This is a genomic window from Pseudomonas sp. MD330_10 (genome assembly GCF_042610415.1).
GTDB classification, from domain to species: Bacteria; Pseudomonadota; Gammaproteobacteria; order Pseudomonadales; family Pseudomonadaceae; genus Aquipseudomonas; species Aquipseudomonas rhodesiae.
The window spans coordinates 321,641-342,843 of the sequence record NZ_JBHGZU010000002.1 but is presented as its reverse complement, the minus strand read 5'-3'; the positions used below and the strand labels follow the sequence as shown (position 1 = coordinate 342,843).

General features: G+C 62.1%; 17 protein-coding genes. 10 read left to right on the top strand and 7 right to left on the bottom strand.

The window, feature by feature from the left end; translation table 11 throughout:
• The first annotated feature begins 86 nt into the window (after positions 1–86).
• The 9 genes from ACFZPT_RS04680 (at position 87) to pcaC (ending at position 8,270) form a co-directional block, all read left to right on the top strand.
• The gene (locus ACFZPT_RS04680) at positions 87–944 is read left to right on the top strand and encodes a CoA transferase subunit A (RefSeq protein WP_034096313.1); all 858 of its coding nucleotides are present in this window, start codon (positions 87–89) and stop codon (positions 942–944) included.
• The gene (locus ACFZPT_RS04675; protein ID WP_047881519.1) at positions 944–1,723 is read left to right on the top strand and encodes a CoA-transferase subunit beta; all 780 of its coding nucleotides are present in this window, start codon (positions 944–946) and stop codon (positions 1,721–1,723) included. The genes ACFZPT_RS04680 and ACFZPT_RS04675 overlap by 1 nt, the downstream gene beginning before the upstream one ends.
• Entirely contained in the window at positions 1,720–2,922 is a 1,203-nt protein-coding gene (pcaF, locus tag ACFZPT_RS04670) for a 3-oxoadipyl-CoA thiolase (protein WP_173603576.1), read from the top strand. Before ACFZPT_RS04675 ends, pcaF begins: the two co-directional genes overlap by 4 nt.
• Positions 2,923–2,945: 23 nt before the next feature.
• Positions 2,946–3,650 (top strand): protocatechuate 3,4-dioxygenase subunit beta, encoded by a 705-nt coding sequence (gene pcaH, locus ACFZPT_RS04665; protein ID WP_034096316.1) that lies wholly within the window; start codon positions 2,946–2,948, stop codon positions 3,648–3,650.
• A 1-nt stretch (position 3,651) separates the two neighbouring features.
• Entirely contained in the window at positions 3,652–4,218 is a 567-nt protein-coding gene (gene pcaG, locus ACFZPT_RS04660; RefSeq protein ID WP_034096317.1) for a protocatechuate 3,4-dioxygenase subunit alpha, read from the top strand.
• 173 nt (positions 4,219–4,391) lie between these two features.
• A complete protein-coding gene (locus ACFZPT_RS04655; protein ID WP_034096318.1) occupies positions 4,392–5,687 on the top strand; it encodes an MFS family transporter in 1,296 nt (431 codons plus the stop codon).
• 10 nt (positions 5,688–5,697) lie between these two features.
• Positions 5,698–7,062 carry a 3-carboxy-cis,cis-muconate cycloisomerase gene (locus ACFZPT_RS04650; protein WP_099312673.1) on the top strand — a complete coding sequence of 455 codons (1,365 nt, stop codon included), beginning with the start codon at positions 5,698–5,700 and terminating at the stop codon, positions 7,060–7,062.
• 10 nt (positions 7,063–7,072) lie between these two features.
• Complete coding sequence (pcaD, locus tag ACFZPT_RS04645) at positions 7,073–7,864, top strand: 3-oxoadipate enol-lactonase (protein WP_034096320.1); 792 nt, start codon at positions 7,073–7,075, stop codon at positions 7,862–7,864.
• A gap of 10 nt (positions 7,865–7,874) precedes the next feature.
• Positions 7,875–8,270 carry a 4-carboxymuconolactone decarboxylase gene (gene pcaC / locus ACFZPT_RS04640; protein WP_034096321.1) on the top strand — a complete coding sequence of 132 codons (396 nt, stop codon included), beginning with the start codon at positions 7,875–7,877 and terminating at the stop codon, positions 8,268–8,270.
• Positions 8,271–8,290: 20 nt separating this feature from the next.
• Here the strand turns inward: pcaC and ACFZPT_RS04635 are convergent, their stop codons facing one another.
• From ACFZPT_RS04635 to ACFZPT_RS04605, 7 genes are all read right to left on the bottom strand, one after another.
• The gene (locus ACFZPT_RS04635; protein ID WP_047881517.1) at positions 8,291–9,190 is read right to left on the bottom strand and encodes a polysaccharide deacetylase family protein; all 900 of its coding nucleotides are present in this window, start codon (positions 9,188–9,190) and stop codon (positions 8,291–8,293) included.
• Between the two features lie 84 nt (positions 9,191–9,274).
• A complete protein-coding gene (locus tag ACFZPT_RS04630) occupies positions 9,275–10,525 on the bottom strand; it encodes an OprD family porin (protein ID WP_099312671.1) in 1,251 nt (416 codons plus the stop codon).
• A 137-nt stretch (positions 10,526–10,662) separates the two neighbouring features.
• A complete protein-coding gene (locus ACFZPT_RS04625; RefSeq protein ID WP_099312669.1) occupies positions 10,663–12,276 on the bottom strand; it encodes a J domain-containing protein in 1,614 nt (537 codons plus the stop codon).
• Between the two features lie 11 nt (positions 12,277–12,287).
• Entirely contained in the window at positions 12,288–13,985 is a 1,698-nt protein-coding gene (locus ACFZPT_RS04620) for a molecular chaperone HscC (protein ID WP_047883030.1), read from the bottom strand.
• 368 nt (positions 13,986–14,353) lie between these two features.
• Positions 14,354–15,811, bottom strand: a complete 1,458-nt coding sequence (adeC, locus tag ACFZPT_RS04615; RefSeq protein ID WP_034112333.1) for an AdeC/AdeK/OprM family multidrug efflux complex outer membrane factor — start codon at positions 15,809–15,811, stop codon at positions 14,354–14,356.
• Positions 15,808–18,969, bottom strand: coding sequence for an efflux RND transporter permease subunit (locus ACFZPT_RS04610; protein ID WP_099312667.1), 3,162 nt, complete (start codon positions 18,967–18,969; stop codon positions 15,808–15,810). Before ACFZPT_RS04610 ends, adeC begins: the two co-directional genes overlap by 4 nt.
• A 3-nt stretch (positions 18,970–18,972) precedes the next feature.
• Positions 18,973–20,118 (bottom strand): efflux RND transporter periplasmic adaptor subunit, encoded by a 1,146-nt coding sequence (locus tag ACFZPT_RS04605; RefSeq protein ID WP_034096328.1) that lies wholly within the window; start codon positions 20,116–20,118, stop codon positions 18,973–18,975.
• Between the two features lie 286 nt (positions 20,119–20,404).
• On the opposite strand from ACFZPT_RS04605, the gene ACFZPT_RS04600 reads away from it, so the two are divergent.
• The gene (locus ACFZPT_RS04600) at positions 20,405–21,037 is read left to right on the top strand and encodes a TetR family transcriptional regulator (protein ID WP_379554975.1); all 633 of its coding nucleotides are present in this window, start codon (positions 20,405–20,407) and stop codon (positions 21,035–21,037) included.
• The last annotated feature ends 166 nt before the right edge of the window (positions 21,038–21,203 follow it).

The following is a 21,203-nucleotide window of genomic DNA, read 5'->3' as shown; positions in this document are numbered from 1 at the left end:
TGTTCGGCCCATTTGCCCGGCTTAATCTGCAAGCACTCGGCGCGCCCTCAGCGCCTTTTTCGATCAACATCGGGAGCCCGACCCCCATGGCTGAAATCCTTGCCCTGCGTGATGCGGTAAAGCAATTCGTCAACGACGGCGACACCGTCGCACTGGAAGGTTTTACCCACCTCATTCCTACGGCAGCGGGTCATGAAATCATTCGTCAAGGCAAGAAAGACCTGACGCTGGTACGCATGACGCCTGACCTGATCTACGACCAATTGATTGGTGCCGGTTGTGCCCGCAAGCTGATTTTTTCCTGGGGCGGCAACCCCGGCGTAGGCTCCCTGCATCGTCTGCGGGACGCGGTCGAAAAACAGTGGCCGCAACCGCTGGAGATCGAAGAACACAGCCACGCCGACCTGGCCAATGCTTACGTAGCCGGGGCCTCCGGCCTACCGTTCGCGGTGCTGCGCGCTTACGCCGGTTCCGACTTGCCCAAGGTCAACCCGCTGATCAAGAGCGTGACTTGCCCATTCACCGGCGAAGTGCTGGCAGCGGTGCCGTCGGTGCGCCCGGATGTCACGGTGATTCACGCGCAGAAGGCCGACCGCAAGGGCAACGTGTTGCTCTGGGGCATTCTCGGTGTGCAGAAAGAAGCCGCGCTGGCCGCCAAGCGTTGCATCGTCACCGTGGAAGAAATCGTCGACGACCTGAACGCGCCGATGAACAGCTGTGTGCTGCCGACCTGGGCCCTGACAGCGGTGTGCCATGTGCCCGGCGGCGCGCACCCGTCCTACGCCCATGGCTACAACGAGCGGGATAACCGTTTCTATCAGGCGTGGGACCCAATCGCTCGCGACCGTGAGACCTTTACCGCATGGATCGACGACTACATCCGCGGCACTGCCGATTTCACTGAGTTCCAGGCCAAGCTGGCCGCCGCACCGGAGGCCAAGTAATGACCTATTCGACCAATGAGATGATGACCGTCGCCGCCGCGCGCCGCCTCAACAACGGTTCAGTGTGCTTCGTCGGCATCGGCCTGCCCTCCAAGGCCGCCAACCTGGCGCGCCTGACCTCATCGCCGGACGTGGTGCTGATCTACGAGTCCGGCCCGATCGGCGCCAAGCCGTCCGTGCTGCCGCTGTCCATCGGCGATGGCGAGCTGGCGGAAACCGCCGACACCGTGGTGCCCACTGGGGAAATTTTCCGTTACTGGCTGCAAGGCGGGCGCATTGACGTGGGCTTTCTCGGCGCGGCCCAGGTCGACCGTTTCGGCAATATCAACACGACCGTGGTCGGCGATTACCACCAGCCCAAGGTGCGTTTGCCGGGGGCCGGGGGCGCGCCGGAAATCGCCGGCTCGGCCAAGAGCGTGTTGATCATTCTCAAGCAGTCGGCGCGCTCGTTCGTCGACAAGCTGGACTTCATCACCTCGGTCGGCCATGGCGAAGGCGGCGACTCGCGTAAACGCCTGGGTCTGCCAGGCGCAGGGCCTGTAGGGATTATTACCGACCTGTGCGTCATGGAGCCGGAGGAGGGCACCCATGAGTTCGTGGTCACCGCGCTGCACCCCGGCGTGACCCGTGAACAGGTGGTGGCCGCCACCGGTTGGGCGATTCGTTTCGCCGAACAGGTCAGCACCACCGCCGAACCCACTGAGGTCGAGCTGACCGCGCTGCGCGACCTTGAAGCCCGCACCGCCGCCGCTCATGGCCAAGCCCCGGGAGAAGTCTGATGCGCGAGGTATTTATCTGCGACGCCATTCGCACCCCCATCGGCCGCTTTGGCGGTGGTTTATCCAGCGTACGCGCCGACGACCTGGCGGCGCTGCCGATCAAGGCGCTGATGGCGCGCAACCCGTCGGTGCAATGGGACGCGGTCGATGAGGTGTTCCTCGGCTGTGCCAACCAGGCCGGCGAAGACAACCGCAATGTGGCGCGCATGGCGTTGCTGCTGGCCGGCCTGCCGGAGAGCGTGCCGGGCGTGACCCTCAACCGTTTGTGCGCCTCGGGCATGGAGGCCATCGGCACTGCGTTTCGTGCCATTGCCAGCGGCGAGATGGAGTTGGTGATTGCCGGTGGCGTCGAGTCGATGTCCCGTGCGCCCTTTGTGATGGGCAAGGCCGATGCCGCGTTTTCGCGCAACATGACGCTGGAAGACACCACCATCGGCTGGCGTTTTATCAACCCGTTGATGAAAGCCCAATACGGTGTGGATGCGATGCCGCAAACCGCCGATAACGTGGCCGACGATTACAACGTCTCCCGCGCCGACCAGGACGCGTTCGCCCTGCGCAGCCAGCAACGCACGGCTGCCGCGCAGGCCGCCGGTTACTTTGCCGAGGAAATCGTGCCGGTGCGGGTCGCCCATAAAAAAGGCGAAACCGTGGTGGAGCGCGACGAGCATCCACGGGACACCACCCTGGAAGCCCTGGCCAAACTCAAGCCGGTCAACGGCCCCGACAAGAGCGTCACCGCCGGCAATGCCTCGGGGGTCAACGACGGCGCGGCGGCGCTGATTCTGGCGTCCGCCGAGGCTGTGCGCCAACACGGTTTGACGGCCCGCGCCCGCGTATTGGGCATGGCCAGTGCCGGTGTAGCCCCGCGCGTAATGGGCATCGGCCCGGTGCCGGCGGTGCGCAAACTGTTGGCCCGTCTGGACCTGGCGGTAAGCGATTTCGATGTGATCGAGCTCAACGAAGCCTTCGCCAGCCAAGGCCTGGCCGTGCTGCGTGAACTGGGCCTGGCCGACGATGCGCCGCAGGTCAACCCGAACGGCGGCGCTATTGCCCTTGGCCATCCGTTGGGCATGAGCGGCGCGCGGCTGGTCTTGACGGCCCTGCATCAATTGGAAAAAACCGGCGGCCGCAAAGGCCTGACCACCCTATGCGTGGGCGTCGGCCAAGGCCTGGCCCTGGCGATCGAACGCGTCTGAGTCTAATAAGAGAGGATGGCTCCATGAGTGATAAGCCCGGTTACCGGCGCCCCCAGGCGGGCACCCAGCCTGAATACCTGCATCCGGCGTACCAGTCGACGAACCTGCGTTCGCCGTCCAAGCCGTTGGTGTTTCTGCCCCATTCCTTGTCGGAAATCACCGGCCCGACCATCGGTGCCGAGCGGGTCGGTGAGAAGGACAACGACCTCACCGCCCAGCATGACGGCGAGCCCCAGGGCGAACGCATCATCATCCATGGCCGCGTGCTGGATGAAAACGGCCTGCCGGTGCCAGGCATTCTGGTGGAGATCTGGCAGGCCAACGCGGCCGGGCGCTACAACCACCCGCGCGACCTGCACGATGCGCCGCTGGACCCCAACTTCACCGGTACCGGGCGTACCGTTACCGACGCCGACGGGTGGTACCAGTTCCAGACCATCAAGCCCGGCGCCTACCCGTGGGGCAACCACCACAACGCGTGGCGTCCGGCCCATATCCACTTTTCGCTGTTCGGCCCCAGCGTGCTGACGCGTTTGGTGACCCAGATGTATTTCCCCGGCGACCCGCTGCTCGAATACGACCCGATCTACAACTGCGTGCCGGACACCCGTGCCAAGGAACGCCTGATCGCGCGTTTCGATCTGGAAAAAACCATTCCGTCCTATGCCCTCGGCTACCGCTGGGACATCGTCCTGCGCGGCCGCGATGCCACGCCGATGGAGAAATAAGATGACACTCAACGCAACCACGTCCCACACCGTCGGGCCGTACTACCACATTGGTCTGACCTGGCTGAACCGCGAAGACCTGACCACCCCGGCCACCCTTGGCGAGCGCGTGGCGATCAGCGGGCAAGTGGTGGATGGCAAGGGCGAGGTCGTCAATGACGCCATGCTGGAAGTCTGGCAGGCCAACGCGGCCGGCAAGTACGACCACCCCGAGGACGAGCAGGACAAAGCCCTCGACCCGAGTTTTGAAGGCTTCGGCCGCGTGCCGGTGGACGCCGAAGGGCGGTTTCGCTTCACCACCATCAAACCGGGTAGTGTGCCGGGGCTCAACGGCACGACCCAGGCACCGCACTTGGTGATATTGGTGTTTGCCCGTGGTCTGGTGAAGCACTTGCTTACGCGGATTTATTTCGAAGGCGAGGCACTGAATGGGGATGACCCTTTGCTGGCCTGTGTGCCCGCGGAGCGCCGGAGCACCTTGGTGGCCAAGCCGGACGCGCACGGTGTGTATCAGTGGAATGTGATTTTGCAGGGGACCGATAAGGAAACGGTGTTCTTCGATTATTGATTCGTTTGGTAGGGCCTGATCGGGGGCAAGCCCCCTCCCACAGTTGATAGGCGGTGCGGTCAAGATGTGGGAGGGGCTTGCCCCCCGATCAGGCCGTCTCAGGCACCGCTTTCGGAACATGGCTGTTGCAAAGTGTGTCTAGGCTATAACCGTTCCCACTGAGTGAAAACACTATGACCACCACCACCAGTCATTACACCGGCGAAGAACGCAGCAAGCGCATCTTTGCGATTGTCGGTGCCTCTTCCGGCAACCTGGTCGAATGGTTCGACTTTTACGTCTATGCCTTCTGCGCCATTTATTTCGCTCCGGCGTTTTTCCCATCGGATGATCCCACCGTTCAACTGCTTAACACCGCCGGTGTGTTCGCCGCCGGGTTCCTGATGCGGCCGATCGGCGGCTGGCTGTTTGGTCGAGTGGCCGATAAGCACGGGCGCAAGAACTCGATGATGATCTCGGTGCTGATGATGTGCGCCGGCTCGCTAGTTATCGCCTTTCTGCCCACCTACAAGGATATCGGCGCCTGGGCCCCGGCATTGCTGCTGGTGGCGCGGTTGTTCCAGGGGTTGTCGGTGGGCGGCGAATACGGCACCACGGCCACTTATATGAGTGAGGTGGCGCTCAAGGGGCAGCGCGGCTTCTTCGCCTCGTTCCAATACGTGACGCTGATCGGCGGGCAATTGCTGGCCGTGCTGGTGGTGGTGATCCTGCAACAGCTGCTCAGCGAAGAGGAACTGCGCGCCTGGGGCTGGCGCATTCCGTTCGTGATCGGCGCGATTGCGGCGCTGATCTCCTTGTTGCTGCGTCGCACCCTGAAAGAAACCACCAGCCAGGAAACCCGCCAGGACAAAAACGCCGGCAGTGTGGCCGCGCTGTTCCGTCATCACAAAGCCGCGTTTATCACAGTGCTGGGCTACACCGCCGGCGGTTCGCTGATTTTCTACACATTCACCACCTACATGCAGAAGTACCTGGTGAACACCGCCGGCCTGCACGCCAAGACGGCCAGCTTCATCATGACCGGCGCGCTGTTCTTGTACATGTGCATGCAGCCGTTGTTCGGCATGCTCTCGGACAAGATCGGCCGACGTAACTCGATGCTTTGGTTCGGCGCACTCGGCACGCTGTGCACGGTGCCGATCCTGTTGACGTTGAAAACCGTGACCAGTCCGTTTCTGGCATTTGTGTTGATTTCTCTGGCGCTGGCGATTGTGAGTTTCTACACCTCCATCAGCGGCCTGGTGAAAGCCGAAATGTTCCCGCCCCATGTTCGCGCCCTCGGCGTCGGGCTGGCTTACGCCGTGGCCAATGCGCTGTTCGGCGGCTCGGCGGAATATGTGGCGTTGGGCTTGAAGTCCATGGGCATGGAAAACACTTTCTACTGGTACGTGACTGGCATGATGGCGGTGGCGTTCCTGTTCAGCTTGCGTCTGCCGAAACAGGCGGAATACCTGCATCACGATCTGTAAGGACTGAGTTATGACGTTGCGCACGAGCAACCAACTGTTCGACGCCTATTTCACCGCCGACAGCATGGCCGAGGTGTTCTGCGACCAGGGGCGCTTGCAGGGCATGCTGGATTTCGAAGCCGCTCTGGCCCGGGCGCAGGCGCGCGTTGGGTTGATTCCGCCAGCGGCCGTGGCACCGATTGCCCAGGCGTGCCTGGCATCGCTGTACGACGTGGATGCCCTCGGCATGGCGATTGCCTCGGCGGGCAACTCGGCGATCCCATTGGTGAAAGCCTTGGGCAAATTGATTGCCAGCGAGGACGCTGACGCCGAGCGCTATGTGCACCTGGGCGCCACCAGCCAGGACGTGATGGACACCGGTCTGGTCCTGCAACTGCGGCGTGCCTTGGTGTTGATCGAAAGCGACCTGGCGCAATTGGGGGATGTGCTGGCCGCGCAAGCCCAGCGCTATGCCACGGTGCCATTGGCCGGGCGCACCTGGTTGCAACATGCGACACCCGTGACCCTGGGCATGAAAATCACCGGATGGCTGGGCGCGGTGACGCGCAGCCGGCAACGTCTGGCCGAACTCAAACCGCGTTTGCTGGTGCTGCAATTCGGCGGCGCCTCCGGCACGTTGGCGGCGTTGGGCGAACAGGCCATGCCGGTGGGCGAAGCCTTGGCCGCCGAACTGCATCTGAGCCTGCCCGATCAACCCTGGCACACCCAGCGTGATCGCCTGGTGGAGTTCGCCAGTGTGCTGGGCCTGATCGCCGGCAGCCTCGGCAAGCTGGGGCGGGACATCAGCCTGCTGATGCAGACCGAAGCGGCGGAAGTGTTCGAACCTGCCGCGCCGGGCAAGGGCGGTTCTTCCACCATGCCGCACAAACGCAACCCGGTGGGCGCCGCCGTCCTGATCAGCGCCGCCACTCGTGCACCGGGGCTGGTGGCCACGATGCTCAGCGCCATGCCCCAGGAACACGAGCGCAGCCTGGGCCTGTGGCATGCCGAGTGGGAAACCTTGCCGCAGATTTGCCGGTTGGTTTCCGGTGCCTTGCAGCAGGCGGTATTGCTGAGCCAGGGCTTGGAGGTCGACCCGGCGCGCATGGCACGCAACCTCGAATTGACCCAGGGCCTGGTGCTGGCCGAAGCGGTGAGCATTGTGCTCGCCCAGCGCCTGGGCCGCGAAACCGCGCACCATCTGCTGGAGCAATGCTGTCAGCGGGCGGTCGCTGAGGGGCGCCATCTGCGCGCGGTATTGGCGGACGAACCACAGATCACCGCCGAACTGTCCGCCACGGAGCTGGATCGCCTGCTCGACCCGGCCCATTACCTGGGGCAGGCGCACACTTGGGTCAGCCGCGCCGTGACCGATCATTTTGCATTGACTGCCTGAGGAGACTGCTGTGGCTTTTGTACAACTCGCCGAGGGCGACCTGCACTACCAACTGGAAGGCCCGGTGGATGCGCCGGTGTTGGTGCTGTCCAATTCGTTGGGCACCAACCTACGTATGTGGGATACCCAGATCCCGGCGTTCACCGAGCATTTTCGCGTGTTGCGCTATGACACCCGTGGGCATGGCAAGTCGCTGGTGACCGAGGGGCCGTACAGCATCGAGCAATTGGGGCGCGATGTGCTCGCGCTGCTGGATGCGTTGCAGATTCGCCGCGCGCATTTTTGCGGGTTGTCCATGGGCGGCCTGATCGGCCAATGGCTGGGCATTAACGCCGGTGAGCGCTTGCAGCGTCTGGTGGTGTGCAACACCGCCGCCAAAATCGGCACGCCCGAGGTGTGGAACCCACGCATCGAGACGGTGCTGCGCGATGGCGCGGACGCGATGGTGGCCTTGCGCGATGCGTCGATTGCGCGCTGGTTCACCCCCGACTTCGCCGCTGCCAACCCACACCAGGCCAAACTGATCACCGACATGCTCGCCGCCACCTCGCCCCAGGGCTACGCGGCCAACTGCGCGGCGGTACGGGATGCGGATTTGCGCGCAAACCTAGGGTCGATCCAGGTGCCGACCCTGGTCATCGCCGGCAGTGAAGATGCCGTCACGCCGCCAGCGGGTGGGCACTTTATCCAGCAACAGGTCAAGGCTGCCGAGTACGCCGAGTTCTACGCCGCGCACCTGTCCAATGTGCAGGCCGGTGCTGCTTTCAGTGACCGGGTGATTAAATTCCTGTTGTGCCGCTAAGGAGCTTTTCGTGGACGAGAAACAACGTTACGCCGACGGCCTGCAAGTGCGTCGGGAAGTGCTGGGCGATGCCCATGTCGACCGCAGCCTCAACGCGTTGACCGAATTCAACAGCGAGTTCCAGGAGATGATTACCCGTCATGCCTGGGGCGATATCTGGACCCGACCGGGCTTGCCCAGGCACACCCGCAGCCTGATCACCATCGCCATGCTGATCGGCATGAACCGCAGCGAAGAACTCAAGCTGCACCTGCGCGCCGCCGCCAGCAACGGCGTGACTCGCGCCGAGATCAAGGAGGTGCTGATGCAGAGCGCTATCTACTGCGGGATTCCGGCGGCGAATGCCACCTTTCACCTGGCCGAGTCGGTGTGGGATGAGCTGGGCGTTGAATCCCGCCAAGGTTGAAGTTCGCTCGCCACACGGGGTCAGTGGGAGTCCGCATCCCACACCCAATTCCACACGCCCGGCAGGTGTACGGTGTCATTCACGTCCTTGACCGTACGGGCCAGGGCGGCGCGTTCCAGTGCTGGGTGGTCGGTGTAGAAAGGCTCTGCGGCGGTTTTCATGCCGTTGATGCGGGCGCTGTCCAACAGGATCTGCAAGTACTCCTGCAGGTGCCGCGCGGTGTAGCGGTTGATGTCGTGGAAGGTCACCACCACCGGGATCACGCCGTCCACCGTGGGCAATTCGCCGAGGGCGATGCGCTCGCGCACCACCGACAGTTGCCGATACAGATTGGCGCGGCGGCGTGGGCTGGCATTGAAACCCCAGATCTTGCCGTCATTGGCGCTCAGGTCCGTGAGCAGTACCTGCATACCGTGGCGCTGATAGGCAGCAAAAGTGCGGCGGTCGTAGTTCCAGAACGGTGGGCGCACCAGGCGCGGCGGTGCGCCGGTGATGGCGGCAATATCGGCCGCACCCTGGGTGAGAGTGCGCTCCAGTTCGGCATCGTTGAGCCAGCGGTGATTGGTGTGGAAGGTGGTGGCGGTGTGAAACGCCAGCACATGCCCGCCGGCGTACTCGCGTTCCATGGTCTTGCGACCCCGTGAACTGCCGCCTGAGCGCGCGGATTCGGTCTGTAAAAAGAACACGGCCTTGATGCCCGGCAGCACCGGGTTGTGTGCCAGGTCGGCGATCACCGAGCGGGTCGGGTTGTTATAGCCCGAAGCACTGGGACCGTCATCGAAGGTCAACAGAAAGCGGATTGGCGCCTGGGCTTGCAGGCGTTGCTCGGTCTGGGGCGTCAAGGCGATTGGCGCGCTGATGCAGCCGCCGAGGCTCAGGGCCAGGGCCAGCACGGCAGCGGCGAAAGCATAGAGTTTCATGGTGGGCACGGGCTCGGCAAAGAGGCCGCTGCTGGGCGAATCAGCAGCGGCAGGCGCGCACCATACAGCAAGTGCCGCGCCGGTTTACAGCAGGCTGATCGGGTAACTGACGATCAACCGGTTTTCATCGAACTCGTTGTTGCTGTAGTCGCGACGCATGCTGGAATTGCGCCAGCGAACCGTCAGGTTTTTCGCCGCGCCGCTTTGCACCGTGTAACCCACTTCGCTTTCGCGACCCCATTCCTTGCCATCGGTGACGGTGCCGCTGTGCACATTGCTGCCGCTGATATAGCGGTTCATCAGGGTCAGGCCCGGCACGCCGAGGGCGGCGAAGTTGTAGTCGTGGCGCACTTGCCAGGATTTCTCCCGGGCGTTGTCGTAGCTTGAGTTGTAGCTGTCGTTGGCCAGGGTGCCGCCGCTGGTGCCGTTGACGCGCATCCATGCACTGTCGCCGCTGAGCTTTTGCAGGCCCACATAGAACGTGTTGCCGCCGTATTTGGCCGAGAGCAGGCCGGACCAGGTTTTATTGTCCAACTCGCCGGCGCGGGCGCTGCCGTCTTCTTTGCCATAGAAGAACCCGAGGTTGGCGCCCAAGGTCCAGTCGCCCACAGGCTGGCTGTGGATCAGGTTGACGAACTGTTGGCGGTAAATGTCCTTGAGCTGGGCGTTCCACAGGCCGATCTGGGTGCGCTTGTCGTTGAATGCGTATTCGGCGCCTTGGAAGTTGAAGCGGTCCGAGGTGAAGGCCGTTTTGCCCACCATCGACATGTCCGACAGACTGCTGTCGTCGCGCGGGCTGTTGGCGCGGAACTGGCCGCCATAGAGGGTCAGGCCGTCGATTTCCTTCGACGTGATCTGCCCGCCGCGCAAGGTTTGCGGTAGGGAGCGGCCATCGTCGGCGCGCAGGATCGGCAGCACCGGCATCCACTCGCCCACCTTCAGCTCGGTCTTGGACAGCCGTGCCTTGAACGCCACGCCCAAACGCCCGAAGTCATCGGCCGGGCGACCGTCGTGATCCAACGGCAACAGCTGCGTGCCGCCGGTGCCGCGTCCGCCGTCGAGTTTGAGCGAATACAGCCCCAGCACGTCCACGCCGAACCCCACCGTGCCCTGAGTGAAACCGGATTTGGCGTCGAGGATAAAACTCTGCGTCCATTCCTGGGCGCCGCCCTGGGTTTTGCTCGGGTTGGTGAAGTTACGGTTGAAGAAAAAATTACGCAGGTTGAGGTTGGCGCTGGCGTCTTCGAAAAAACCGTGGTCTTCGGCGACGGCAGGCAAGGCAAGACTGGCGACAGCGGTGGCCAGCAACAGCCGGCGCGGGTGGAAAGTGCTCATGGTATCGGACCTGTTGTTATTGGGGTTATGCAGGTGGCGGCCATGGTGCGCGGCGGTGCGGGGGCGGTTCAATCGGGGGAGGGCGGGTTGTGGGCGATGATCGAACGCAACTTGCCGGGCGCGCAGGCCCGGCAGGCTCAGCGTTTGGGCAGATCGATGTGGGTCCAGGGGAACGCCGGCAGGTAATGCTGGGCCGCGACGATCACGGCCACCATCGCCACCAGGAACACCGCTTGCCATGGGCTCCAGAACGCCCAATGCAGGCCGTTGAGCCACGGGTAGCCTTCGCTGAAGCGTTGGCTCATATGACCGATGCGTTTTTTGTGCAGCAGGTTGATCAGCACCATGCCGGCATAGGTGAACGCTCCGAGGATGCCGAGCATCAAGGCGCAGGCCACCAGCATGATCGCTTGCGGCACGCCGTGGCGGATCACCAGCCAATAGTCGTTGGGGTTGAGTCGCTTGGGGATCAAGCGCTGGCTCAGCCACAAGTCCAGCACTCTGTAGGTCGAACTCATCCCGGCCCAAAACTGCGTAACGCGAAAACCGATACCGGCCGGCACCAGTGCCATGAACATAAAGATCGACACCGACATCAAGTCCAGCTTGTCGGGCCTGGAGTGGGCGATGCTCAGGCCGATACCCAGGGCGAACACGGCCCACAACCGGATAAACACTTGGGTGTAGATCGGCCGTGGCACGAATTTGCGCCAGAAGAATAGGTCAGGCTGAGGCAGCCGCTCGATCAGTTGCGGATAACGCCAGGTCAGGGTCTCGGCCAGGTGCTGGCAGGCGTTCCATTCGTTTTCGCCGAAGGTGTCGATGATGCGTTTTTGTTGAGTGGTGGACATCGGCGTCAGCAATAAGCGCGCGGCCAGAGCGTCGGCGGAGTTGCGTCGGGTGTCCTGGGCTTTTTCTTGCAGATGAGTGAAGAAACTCTCCTGCTCACAACGCGACACCAACTGGCGCCACATCCACGCCGGTTCCGGGTACACCCCTTTCTGATCGTCCCAACCAAATGTCTGGCACACCCGTTCGAACAGCGGCACGCTCCATTGGGTGTCATGCAGCAATTGCAGAACGATGCGTTGCCACTGTTGCTGCAAGTCGAATACCTGTAACCAGGCTTGGCTGTTGTACTGGGTCAATTGGCTGATGAACTCGCGCTCGGCCTGTTGCTCCAGCAGTTCTTGCAAGGTGCGGCGATAGTCCTGCAGCAGTTCGCCGGTCAGCGCCTCGTATTGCCAAGGGGTCATCGCTACCTGCTGCCACGGCGTCAGCCATTCCAGGTGCTGCGCGGCCCATTGGGCGATGGCGCTGCGTTCGCCGGGGGCATTGAAACAATGGCGCAACAGGCCGGCCTGGAACGCGTCGGCGCAACCCTGTTGCCGAGCCTGCGCCCAGCGTTCATCGAGGTTATGGGCATTGAGGCCGCAGATCAGCGCCTCGGCAGGGTCTGGCGCGGGGGCGTCGAACGGCGCCGGGCTGAGGGGGCGCACGTCCATCAGTTCGGCCAGATCGCGGAGGTTGTCGGGAGCCGCCTCGGCCAGCGGTGTCTCGACTGCCACTGTCTCGGCGTTGTCCATGCGCCAGCGCGCTTCGCTCAGCGCTTCTTCATAGGCCTCGCGCAGGCGCTGGAAGCCGGCGGCGTCTTCATCCGGGCGGCAGCTTTTGAGCAGCCGCGCATAGCTGCGTTTGATGGTGCGCTCGTCGGCATCTTCCGGCAGCTGCAGTACGGTCCAACAATCCATGTGATCTTTCCTCAGCGCCAAAAGCCGTTATCGAGCTGCTCCAGTTGCCGGGTCAGTTCGCTGCGGGCTTCGCGGATGCGGCGTTCGTCCTGGGTGTCGAGCACCTGCTGGAACTGAGCGGCCCAATGCCCGAGTTGTTCGCGCAGCTCACCCAGGCTTTCCTGATAGAGCCGTTCAAGGCGCGCGGTCAGAACGGTGTTGACCTGCTGGTCACGCGGATGAATCTTCAGTAGCGCCAGGGCTTGCAGGCGTTGCTGGATTTCCTGCGGGCTGAGCACACCTGGGTTGTTTTCGATCACCAGGGAATGTTGCTCGCCGGTGAGCGGGATATTTACCTGGGCTTCCAGCAAGCCGTTATTGTCGTAGGTAAAGCGTACGTCCAGGGAGACCTCACCGGCCTTGCGCTTGGGCACGGCGATTTCCAGTTGGCCCAGTTCGATGTTGTCTTTCACCAAGCGGCTTTCGCCTTGATAGATCTTCAGCAGCACGCGGCTCTGGTCATCGTGCAGGGTGACCACACTTTTGACCCGGCTCACCGGCACGCTGCTGTTGCGTTCGATCAGGGGCAGGTAGTGGCCGCTTTCGATATGGCCGCCGTATTGGTTCGAGGTTTCGATGCCCAGGGTGTAGGGGCACACGTCGGTCAGCACCACTTCTTCCAGCGCGGCGGAACGCGCTTTGAGGGCGGCCTGGATTGCGGCGCCGTGGGCCACCACTTGGTCGGGGTCGAGGCTGATGGAGGGAAAACGCCCGAACAACCCGGCGGCGAGTTTGCGCACCAGCGGCATGCGCGTGGTGCCGCCCACCAGCAGAATTTCATCCAGGTCACTGACACGAATGCGCGCATCGCGCAGGGCCCGCTCGATTGGCGCGCGCAGGCGCTCCAACAGCGGCGTGTAGAGCTTGGCCAGCTCCGCTTGAGTGATGGTTTTGACCCACTGCTGGCCATCGACGCGCAGGGTGAAATCGGCGCTGTCATCTTGGCCCAATGCCTTGCGTACGCGCTCGGCCTCGCGGCGCAGGGTGTGCAGCACGCTGCTGGTGGGCGGAAAGCCTTGGGCGTTGCGCTGGCTGTCGACGAAATGCTCCAGCAGCAGCGTGTCGAAATCTTCGCCGCCCAAGAAATTGTCGCCGGCGCTGGCGCGCACTTCCATGACCCCCTCGAACAGCTCGATGATCGACACGTCAAACGTGCCGCCACCGAGATCGAACACCAGGAACGAGGTTTCTTTGTCGCGTTGATGCAGGCCGTAGGCGAGGGCGGCGGCGGTGGGTTCGTTGATCAGCTTTTCAACGTTGAGCCCGGCCAGCTCACCGGCAATGCGCGTGGCTTTGCGTTGGCCGTCACTGAAGTACGCGGGCACGCTGATCACGGCTTCGGTGACGGTGAGGCCGTAGGTGCGCTCGATGTCTTCTTTCAGGCTTTTGAGCACCAGTGCCGAGAGTTCTTCCGGGCGGAACGAACGGTCGCCCAGGCGCACTTCGGTGGCGCTGCCCATGTAGCGCTTGAACAGCGACGTAGTCAGGTGCGGGTGAGTGTGCAGGCGCTCCTTGGCGGCCTGACCGACCAGCACGCGCCCCTGATCATCCAGCCCGACTACGCTCGGGGTGAGCAATTGGCCAAGGGCATTGCTCACCAATTCGGCGGCATCACCGCGCCAGACCGCTGCGAGACTGTTGGTCGTCCCCAGGTCGATTCCTACGATCATTACGACAAGCTCCCTCTGTGGTCTGTAAGAATCTGTAACCAATTTTCCCGAAAGGCTGAACGCAAAGCAAGACGGTGGCCGCTGACCCGAGCGGGCTGGCGGTGTTTGTCGTCGCGAACGGGATGCTCAACCTTTCAACCTTACGTTTCACCACTGGGGTGTCTACTGTCAGGGTTGACAGTCGAACACGGACTTTTCAGGGCGTAGTTGGGGGTGGTCACAGTAGATGTTGAAGCACGCGAGGGAGGAAAACTCATGAGCTTCGGAAAAGATATAGGAGAGATCTTAACGTCCGGGCAGATACAGAGATAAACGCGCATAAAAAAACGCCTCCTGTCAGGGAGGCGTTTTTCTTGACGACGGCGTTATCAGAACGCCTTGAACGCCGGCGCTTCTTCTTTCAGCGGTTCATTCTTTGCAGTCTGCTCGTTCCAGCCACCGCCGAGGGCCTTGTACAGGTTGACCTCGCTGGTCAACTGCGCGAGGCGGTCGGTGATCAGCGATTGTTGCGCGCTGAACAGTTGGCGCTGTGCATCGAGGAACGTCAGGTTGCTGTCCACACCGATGCGGTAGCGACGCTCAGCCAGGCGGTAGTAATCCTGGTTGGCCTCAACGAAACCGCGTTGGGCTTCCAATTGCTGCTTGTAGGTCGCCCGCGCGGCAAGGCCGTCGGAGACTTCCTGGAAGCCGGTCTGAATCGCCTTCTCGTAGTTCGCCACGTTGATCTCTTTCTGGATCTTCGAGTAGTCCAGGCTGGCGCGCAGGCTGCCGGCGTTGAAGATCGGGATGTTGATCTGCGGCGCGAACGACCAGGTGCCCGAGCCGCCTTTGAACAAGCCGCCCAGGTTCGGGCTGGCGGTGCCGGCGCTGGCGGTCAGGCTGATGCTTGGGAAGAACGCCGCACGGGCTGCGCCGATATTGGCGTTGGCGGCCTTGAGGTTGTACTCGGCCTGCACAATGTCGGGGCGACGTTGCAGCAGGTCCGACGGCAAGCCGGCCGGTACTTCGCTGAGCAGGTCATCCGACAGCGGCTGGCTGGCCAGATTGGCCGGCAGGCCGGTGCCCAGCAGCAGGGTCAGGTTGTTTTCGTCCTGGGCCACCTGGCGGGTGTAGCGGGCCAGGGACACACGGGCGTTTTCCACGGAGGTGCGCGCCTGGCTGAGGTCGAGGGCCGAGGCCACGCCGACTTCGTTGCTACGCGAAGTCAGCTTGTAGCTCTGCTCGAACGCGGCGAGGGTGTCCTGGGTCAGCTTGAGCAGTTCCTTGTCGGCCTGCCAGGTCAGGTAGGCGTTGGCCACACTGGCCACCAGACTGATCTGAGTGCTGCGCCGCGCCTCTTCGGTGGCGAAGTACTTTTGCAAGGCTTCTTCACTCAGGCTGCGCACGCGACCGAACAGGTCCAGCTCGTAGGAGCTGATCCCAAGACCGACCGAGTACTGGCTGGCGATCCTCGATTCGCCGGTCTGCGACAGGCGAGCCGGGGTGCGCGAGCGCTCACCGCTGCCCGTGGCCGAAACGGCCGGGAACAGGTCGGCGCGCTGGATGTTGTATTGCGCGGCGTAGGCATCGATGTTCAAGGCCGCGACACGCAGGTCGCGGTTGTTCACCAATGCGGTCTGGATCAGCTGTTGCAGGGCAGGGTCATGGAAAAACTGCTTCCAGCCTTGCTCGGCAGCAGCCTGACCCGGCGCCTGGGCCGACGAATACGCCGGCCCCTGCGGGTACTGCGCTGCTACCGGCGCGTCGGGGCGCTGGTAGTCAGGGATCAGCGAGCAGCCACTGAGCACGAAGGCTGTGACGGCTAGGGAAAGTAGCGACTTGCTCATTGGCCAGCCTCGTTAGAAGTTTGCTTGGTTTCGGGTTCTTTGCGGTTGCCGATGGCCGACACGGTAGCGAAGAACAGCGGCACCCAGAAGATCGCCAGGACAGTGGCGGTGATCATGCCGCCAATGACGCCGGTACCGATGGCGTGCTGGCTGCCTGAACCGGCGCCCGAGGAGATCGCCAGGGGCAGTACGCCGAGGATGAACGCCATGGAGGTCATGATGATCGGCCGCAGACGCATGCGAGACGCTTCGATAGCCGACTCGACGATGCCTTTACCCTGTTCGTGAAGTTCTTTGGCGAACTCCACGATAAGGATGGCGTTTTTCGCCGCCAGACCCACCGTGACCAACAGGCCCACCTGGAAGAACACGTCGTTGGACAGCCCGCGCATGCTGGTGGCGATCAACGCACCCACCACGCCCAGGGGCACTACCAACACCACCGCAATCGGGATCGACCAGCTCTCGTACAGTGCCGCAAGGCACAGGAACACCACCAGCAGCGACAGCGCATACAACGCCGGAGCCTGGGACCCGGACAAGCGCTCTTCATACGACAGACCCGTCCAGGCATAGCCCACGCCCGCCGGCAGTTGCTTGGCGATGCGTTCCACTTCGGCCATCGCTTCACCGGTGCTGTAACCCGGTGCCGGAGTGCCGAGGATTTCCATCGCGGCCACGCCGTTGTAACGCGAGAGCTTCGGCGAACCGTAGATCCACTTGCCGGTGGCGATGGCCGACAACGGCACCATCTTCCCGGAGTCGCTGCGTACGTACCACTTGTTCAGGTCTTCTGGAGACATGCGGCTGGCGGCTTCACCTTGCACGTACACTTTCTTCACGCGACCACGGTCGATGAAGTCGTTGACGTAGCTGCCACCCAGGGCAATCGCCAGGGTCTGGTTGATGCTGGACAGGGAGATGCCCTGGGCGCTGGCCTTCTCGTCGTCAACGGTGAGTTCGTATTGCGGCTCATCGTTCACGCCGTTGGGGCGCACACCGGCCAGGATTTTGCTCTGTGCCGCCATACCCAGGAACTGGTTGCGCGCGGCCATCAACTTGTCATGACCGACACCGCCCTGGTCTTGCAGGAACACGTCGAAACCGGTGGCGTTACCCAATTCCAGTACCGACGGCGGCACAATGGCGAACACCATGGCGTCCTGGAACGTCTGCATGAAGTAACCCTGGGCGCGCTTGGCGATCTCGAACACCGAGGTGGACGCATCACGCTCGTCCCACGGCTTGAGCATCACGAACGCCAGGCCGGAGCTTTGGCCGCGACCGGCGAAGTTGAAGCCGTTCACGGTAAACACCGATTTAACGCCTTTGCCTTCGCCCGGCTCACCTTCTTTATCGTTGAGCAGGAAGATCCGCATGTCGTCGATGACTTTCTGCGTACGTTCAGCGGTGGAACCGACCGGTGTCTGCACCTGGGCAAAGATCACGCCCTGGTCTTCGTCTGGCAGGAACGCCGCCGGGATGCGCATGAACAGCCAGATCATGCCGGCGAAGATCAGCAGGTACACCAGGAACGCAGGGATCTTGTGCTTGATCATGTTGCCCACGCCGCGCTCGTAGCTCACTACGCTACGGTCGAAGGTGCGGTTGAACCAGCCGAAGAAACCACGCTTGGGTTGGCCGTGCTTCTCGGGATCGATCGGCTTGAGCATGGTGGCGCACAGCGCCGGGGTGAAGATCAGGGCAACCAGTACCGACAGCGCCATGGCCGAAACGATGGTGATGGAGAACTGTTTGTAGATCACCCCGGTGGAACCACCGAAGAACGCCATCGGCAACAGTACCGCCGACAGTACCAGGGCAATACCTACCAGGGCGCCCTGGATCTGGGTCATGGATTTGACCGTCGCTTCTTTAGGCGACAGGTGTTCCTCGGCCATCACCCGCTCGACGTTTTCTACCACCACGATGGCGTCGTCCACCAGCAGGCCGATGGCCAGGATCATGCCGAACATGGTCAGGGTGTTGATGGTGAAACCGAACGCCGCCAGGATGCCGAACGTACCCAGCAATACCACCGGTACGGTCATGGTGGTGATGATGGTGGCGCGGAAGTTTTGCAGGAACAGGAACATCACCAGGAACACCAGCACGATCGCTTCGACCAGGGTGTGCACTACACCGGAGATCGATTCGGTCACTACTGGGGTGGTGTCATACGGCACCACCGCTTTCATGCCAGGCGGGAAGAACGGTTCCAGGGACGCCACGGTGGCGCGGATAGCCTTGGCGGTATCCAGGGCGTTGGCGCCGGATGCCAGTTTGATCGCCATACCGGAGGCCGGCTTGCCGTTGAACTGCGCGCTGATGCTGTAGGTCTGGCCACCCAGCTCGATGCGCGCGACGTCCTTGAGGCGAACCTGGGAGCCGTCGGTGTTGACCTTCATCAGGATGTTGCCGAACTGCTCGGCGGTTTGCAGGCGTGTCTTACCGATGATGGTGGCGTTCAGCTGGGTGCCGGGCAGGGCAGGCAAGCCGCCCAATTGGCCGGTGGCCACCTGTACGTTCTGTGCGGCGATGGCGGTGCTGACGTCGACCGGGGTCAACTGGTAGTTGTTCAGCTTGGCCGGGTCGAGCCAGATACGCATGGCGTACTGGGAACCGAACACCTGGAAGTCACCCACGCCGGCTGTCCGCGAGATCGGGTCCTGGATGTTGGACACGATGTAGTTGGACAGGTCGTCCTTGGTCATGCTGCCGTCTTCGGACACCAGACCGATCACCATCAGGAAGTTCTTCACCGACTTGGTCACGCGGATACCCTGTTGCTGCACTTCTTGCGGCAGCAGCGGGGTGGCCAGGTTCAGCTTGTTCTGCACCTGCACCTGGGCGATGTCGGGGTTCGTACCCTGGTTGAACGTTACGGTGATGGTCATGCTGCCGTCGGAGTTACTGTCCGAGGACACATACCGCAGGTTGTCGATACCGTTGAGCTGTTGCTCGATCACCTGCACCACGGTGTCCTGCACGGTTTGTGCGGACGCGCCTGGGTAGGTCACCTGGATATCGATGGCGGTCGGCGCGATGGCCGGGTATTGGTTGATGGGCAACTTCAGGATCGAGAGTGCCCCGACCAGCATGATCACCAGGGCAATCACCCAGGCGAAAATGGGACGGTCGATAAAAAATTTCGACATGGGTTACTCCCCTTTGCCAGCAGCGGCAGCAGGAGCAGCGGTACCGGCGGGCTTGGCGTTGTCCGCGTCCTTGACCTTGACCTCGGCGCCCGGCTTGACGTACTGCAAGCCTTCGGTGATCACACGGTCACCGGCGTTCAAGCCTTTTTCCACCAGCCAGTAGGCGCCGGCGGTACGGTTGGCCACCAGCTCGCGTTGCTCGACCTTGTTGTCCGCGTTGACGATCAACGCCGTAGGAGTGCCTTTGAGATCGCGAGTCACGCCTTGCTGCGGGGCCAGGATCGCCTTGCTGTTCACACCGGCTTGCAGTTGGGCGTGCACGAACATGCCCGGCAACAGGGTGTGATCGGGGTTGGGGAACACGGCGCGCAGGGTCACGGAACCGGTGGTTTGATCGACCGACACTTCGGAAAATTCCAGTTTGCCGTCGTGCTTATAGTCGCTACCGTCTTCCAGGGTCAGCTTGACCTTGGCGGCATTGGCCCCGGCTTTCTCCAGTTGGCCGCTTTCCAGGTCGCGGCGCAGTTTCAGCATTTCGGCTGAAGACTGAGTCACGTCGACGTAGATCGGGTCCAGTTGTTGGATCACGGCCATGGCATCGGCCTGGCCATTGCTGACCAGTGCGCCTTCGGTCACCGAAGAACGGCCGATACGCCCGGAGATCGGCGCGAACACTTTGGTGTAGCGCACGTTGATCTGGGCGGTTTGAACGTTTGCTTCGGCGGTCATGCGATTGGCGACGGCAGTGTCGTATTCCTGACGGCTCACGGCCTGCTCATCCACCAACTGCTTGTAGCGGTCGCTGATGGATTTGGTCTGGCTCAGGCTGGCCTGGGCGCTTTTCAGGGTGGCTTCATAGACCGACGGGTCGATCTGATAAAGCTGCTGGCCTTCCTTCACGTCCGCGCCTTCCTTGAACAGGCGCTTGAGAATAATGCCGTTGACCTGCGGGCGAACTTCCGCGATACGGAAGGCCGTGGTGCGGCCTGGCAGTTCGGACGTCAAGGTAAAGGCTTGCGGTTGCAGGGTGACGACGCCGACCAGAGGGGTTTGAGCGGGCGGAGCCGCTTCTTCCTTTTTACATCCGCTGAGCAGCGATGCCAGGGCGACGGCAGTGACCAGAGCGGTAACAGCTGGCTTAAGTTGCATGAAGATCCTCGGGTCAGGCGCGCAGGGTGCGCACAAGAAGTGTGGAAGGGTAAAAAACAAGCCGCGAGTAGATAAGTAGCTTGCTACGCAATATACTTACGTTCATGGTTGTTTGTAAACTCTTGACAGGCTTTGCGGATTGTTGACAAAGCAATGTCCAAAGCCTCGATTTTAGTACGTTCGGTGCCCATGACGGCGTCGTCCCACAATTATTCAGATGATCGTTAACATCTATTAACACTGCGTTAACGATAGTCCCACGTGTTCTGATTGAGGTTTTACTGCCATGGTTCGTCGCACCAAAGAGGAAGCTCAGGAAACGCGCAGCCAGATTCTCGATGCCGCCGAGCAAGCCTTTTACGAGCGCGGCGTTGCGCGCACCACGCTGGCAGACATCGCCGCGTTGGCCGGCGTGACGCGCGGCGCTATCTATTGGCATTTCAGCAATAAGTCCGACTTGCTCCAGGCCCTGCTCGATACGCTGCACGAGCCACTGGACGAGTTGGCGCGGGCCAGTGAAAGCGAGGATGAACTCGACCCGCTGGGCTGCATGCGCAAACTGCTGATTCGTTTGTTCCATCAAGTGGCCCTGGATCCGAAAACCCGACGCATCAATGAGATCTTGTTTCATAAGTGCGAATTCACCGACGAAATGTGCCACATGCGTCGTCAGCGTCAAACCCACAGCCTGGAATGCAACCTGCGTATCGGCCTGACGCTGCGTAACGCGGTCCATCGCGGGCAGCTACCGGAAAACCTCGACACCACGCGGGGAGCCGTGTGCCTCCATGCGTACATCAACGGGCTGATCGGCCAATGGTTGCTGGTACCCGACAGCTTTCAATTGCAGCAGGAAGCCGAACGCTGGGTAGAGGCCGGGCTGGACATGCTGCGCTTGAGCCCCAGCCTGCGCAATTGAGACAAAATGCGTAATTGCGTCCAGTTGTGTCAACAGTAAAGCCTAAGGACGGTCAATCGTCCTTCTGACTTATTCGTGGGGTGACTTTATATACGGGCTGGCCGGCGCTTGATAGGTAGCCGCCTAAGTATTTTGTAGGGATTTTGTTGCAATGCTGTGAAGGAAT

Excerpts from the sequence above, each read along its gene's own strand:
- ACFZPT_RS04680 (WP_034096313.1), top strand. The coding sequence starts at position 87 with ATGGCTGAAATCCTTGCCCTGCGTGATGCGGTAAAGCAATTCGTCAAC.
- ACFZPT_RS04675 (WP_047881519.1), top strand. The coding sequence starts at position 944 with ATGACCTATTCGACCAATGAGATGATGACCGTCGCCGCCGCGCGCCGC.
- pcaH (WP_034096316.1), top strand. The coding sequence starts at position 2,946 with ATGAGTGATAAGCCCGGTTACCGGCGCCCCCAGGCGGGCACCCAGCCT.
- pcaG (WP_034096317.1), top strand. The coding sequence starts at position 3,652 with ATGACACTCAACGCAACCACGTCCCACACCGTCGGGCCGTACTACCAC.
- ACFZPT_RS04655 (WP_034096318.1), top strand. The coding sequence starts at position 4,392 with ATGACCACCACCACCAGTCATTACACCGGCGAAGAACGCAGCAAGCGC.
- ACFZPT_RS04650 (WP_099312673.1), top strand. The coding sequence starts at position 5,698 with ATGACGTTGCGCACGAGCAACCAACTGTTCGACGCCTATTTCACCGCC.
- ACFZPT_RS04635 (WP_047881517.1), bottom strand. The coding sequence starts at position 9,190 with ATGAAACTCTATGCTTTCGCCGCTGCCGTGCTGGCCCTGGCCCTGAGC.
- ACFZPT_RS04630 (WP_099312671.1), bottom strand. The coding sequence starts at position 10,525 with ATGAGCACTTTCCACCCGCGCCGGCTGTTGCTGGCCACCGCTGTCGCC.
- ACFZPT_RS04625 (WP_099312669.1), bottom strand. The coding sequence starts at position 12,276 with ATGGATTGTTGGACCGTACTGCAGCTGCCGGAAGATGCCGACGAGCGC.
- ACFZPT_RS04620 (WP_047883030.1), bottom strand. The coding sequence starts at position 13,985 with ATGATCGTAGGAATCGACCTGGGGACGACCAACAGTCTCGCAGCGGTC.
- adeC (WP_034112333.1), bottom strand. The coding sequence starts at position 15,811 with ATGAGCAAGTCGCTACTTTCCCTAGCCGTCACAGCCTTCGTGCTCAGT.
- ACFZPT_RS04610 (WP_099312667.1), bottom strand. The coding sequence starts at position 18,969 with ATGTCGAAATTTTTTATCGACCGTCCCATTTTCGCCTGGGTGATTGCC.
- ACFZPT_RS04605 (WP_034096328.1), bottom strand. The coding sequence starts at position 20,118 with ATGCAACTTAAGCCAGCTGTTACCGCTCTGGTCACTGCCGTCGCCCTG.
- ACFZPT_RS04600 (WP_379554975.1), top strand. The coding sequence starts at position 20,405 with ATGGTTCGTCGCACCAAAGAGGAAGCTCAGGAAACGCGCAGCCAGATT.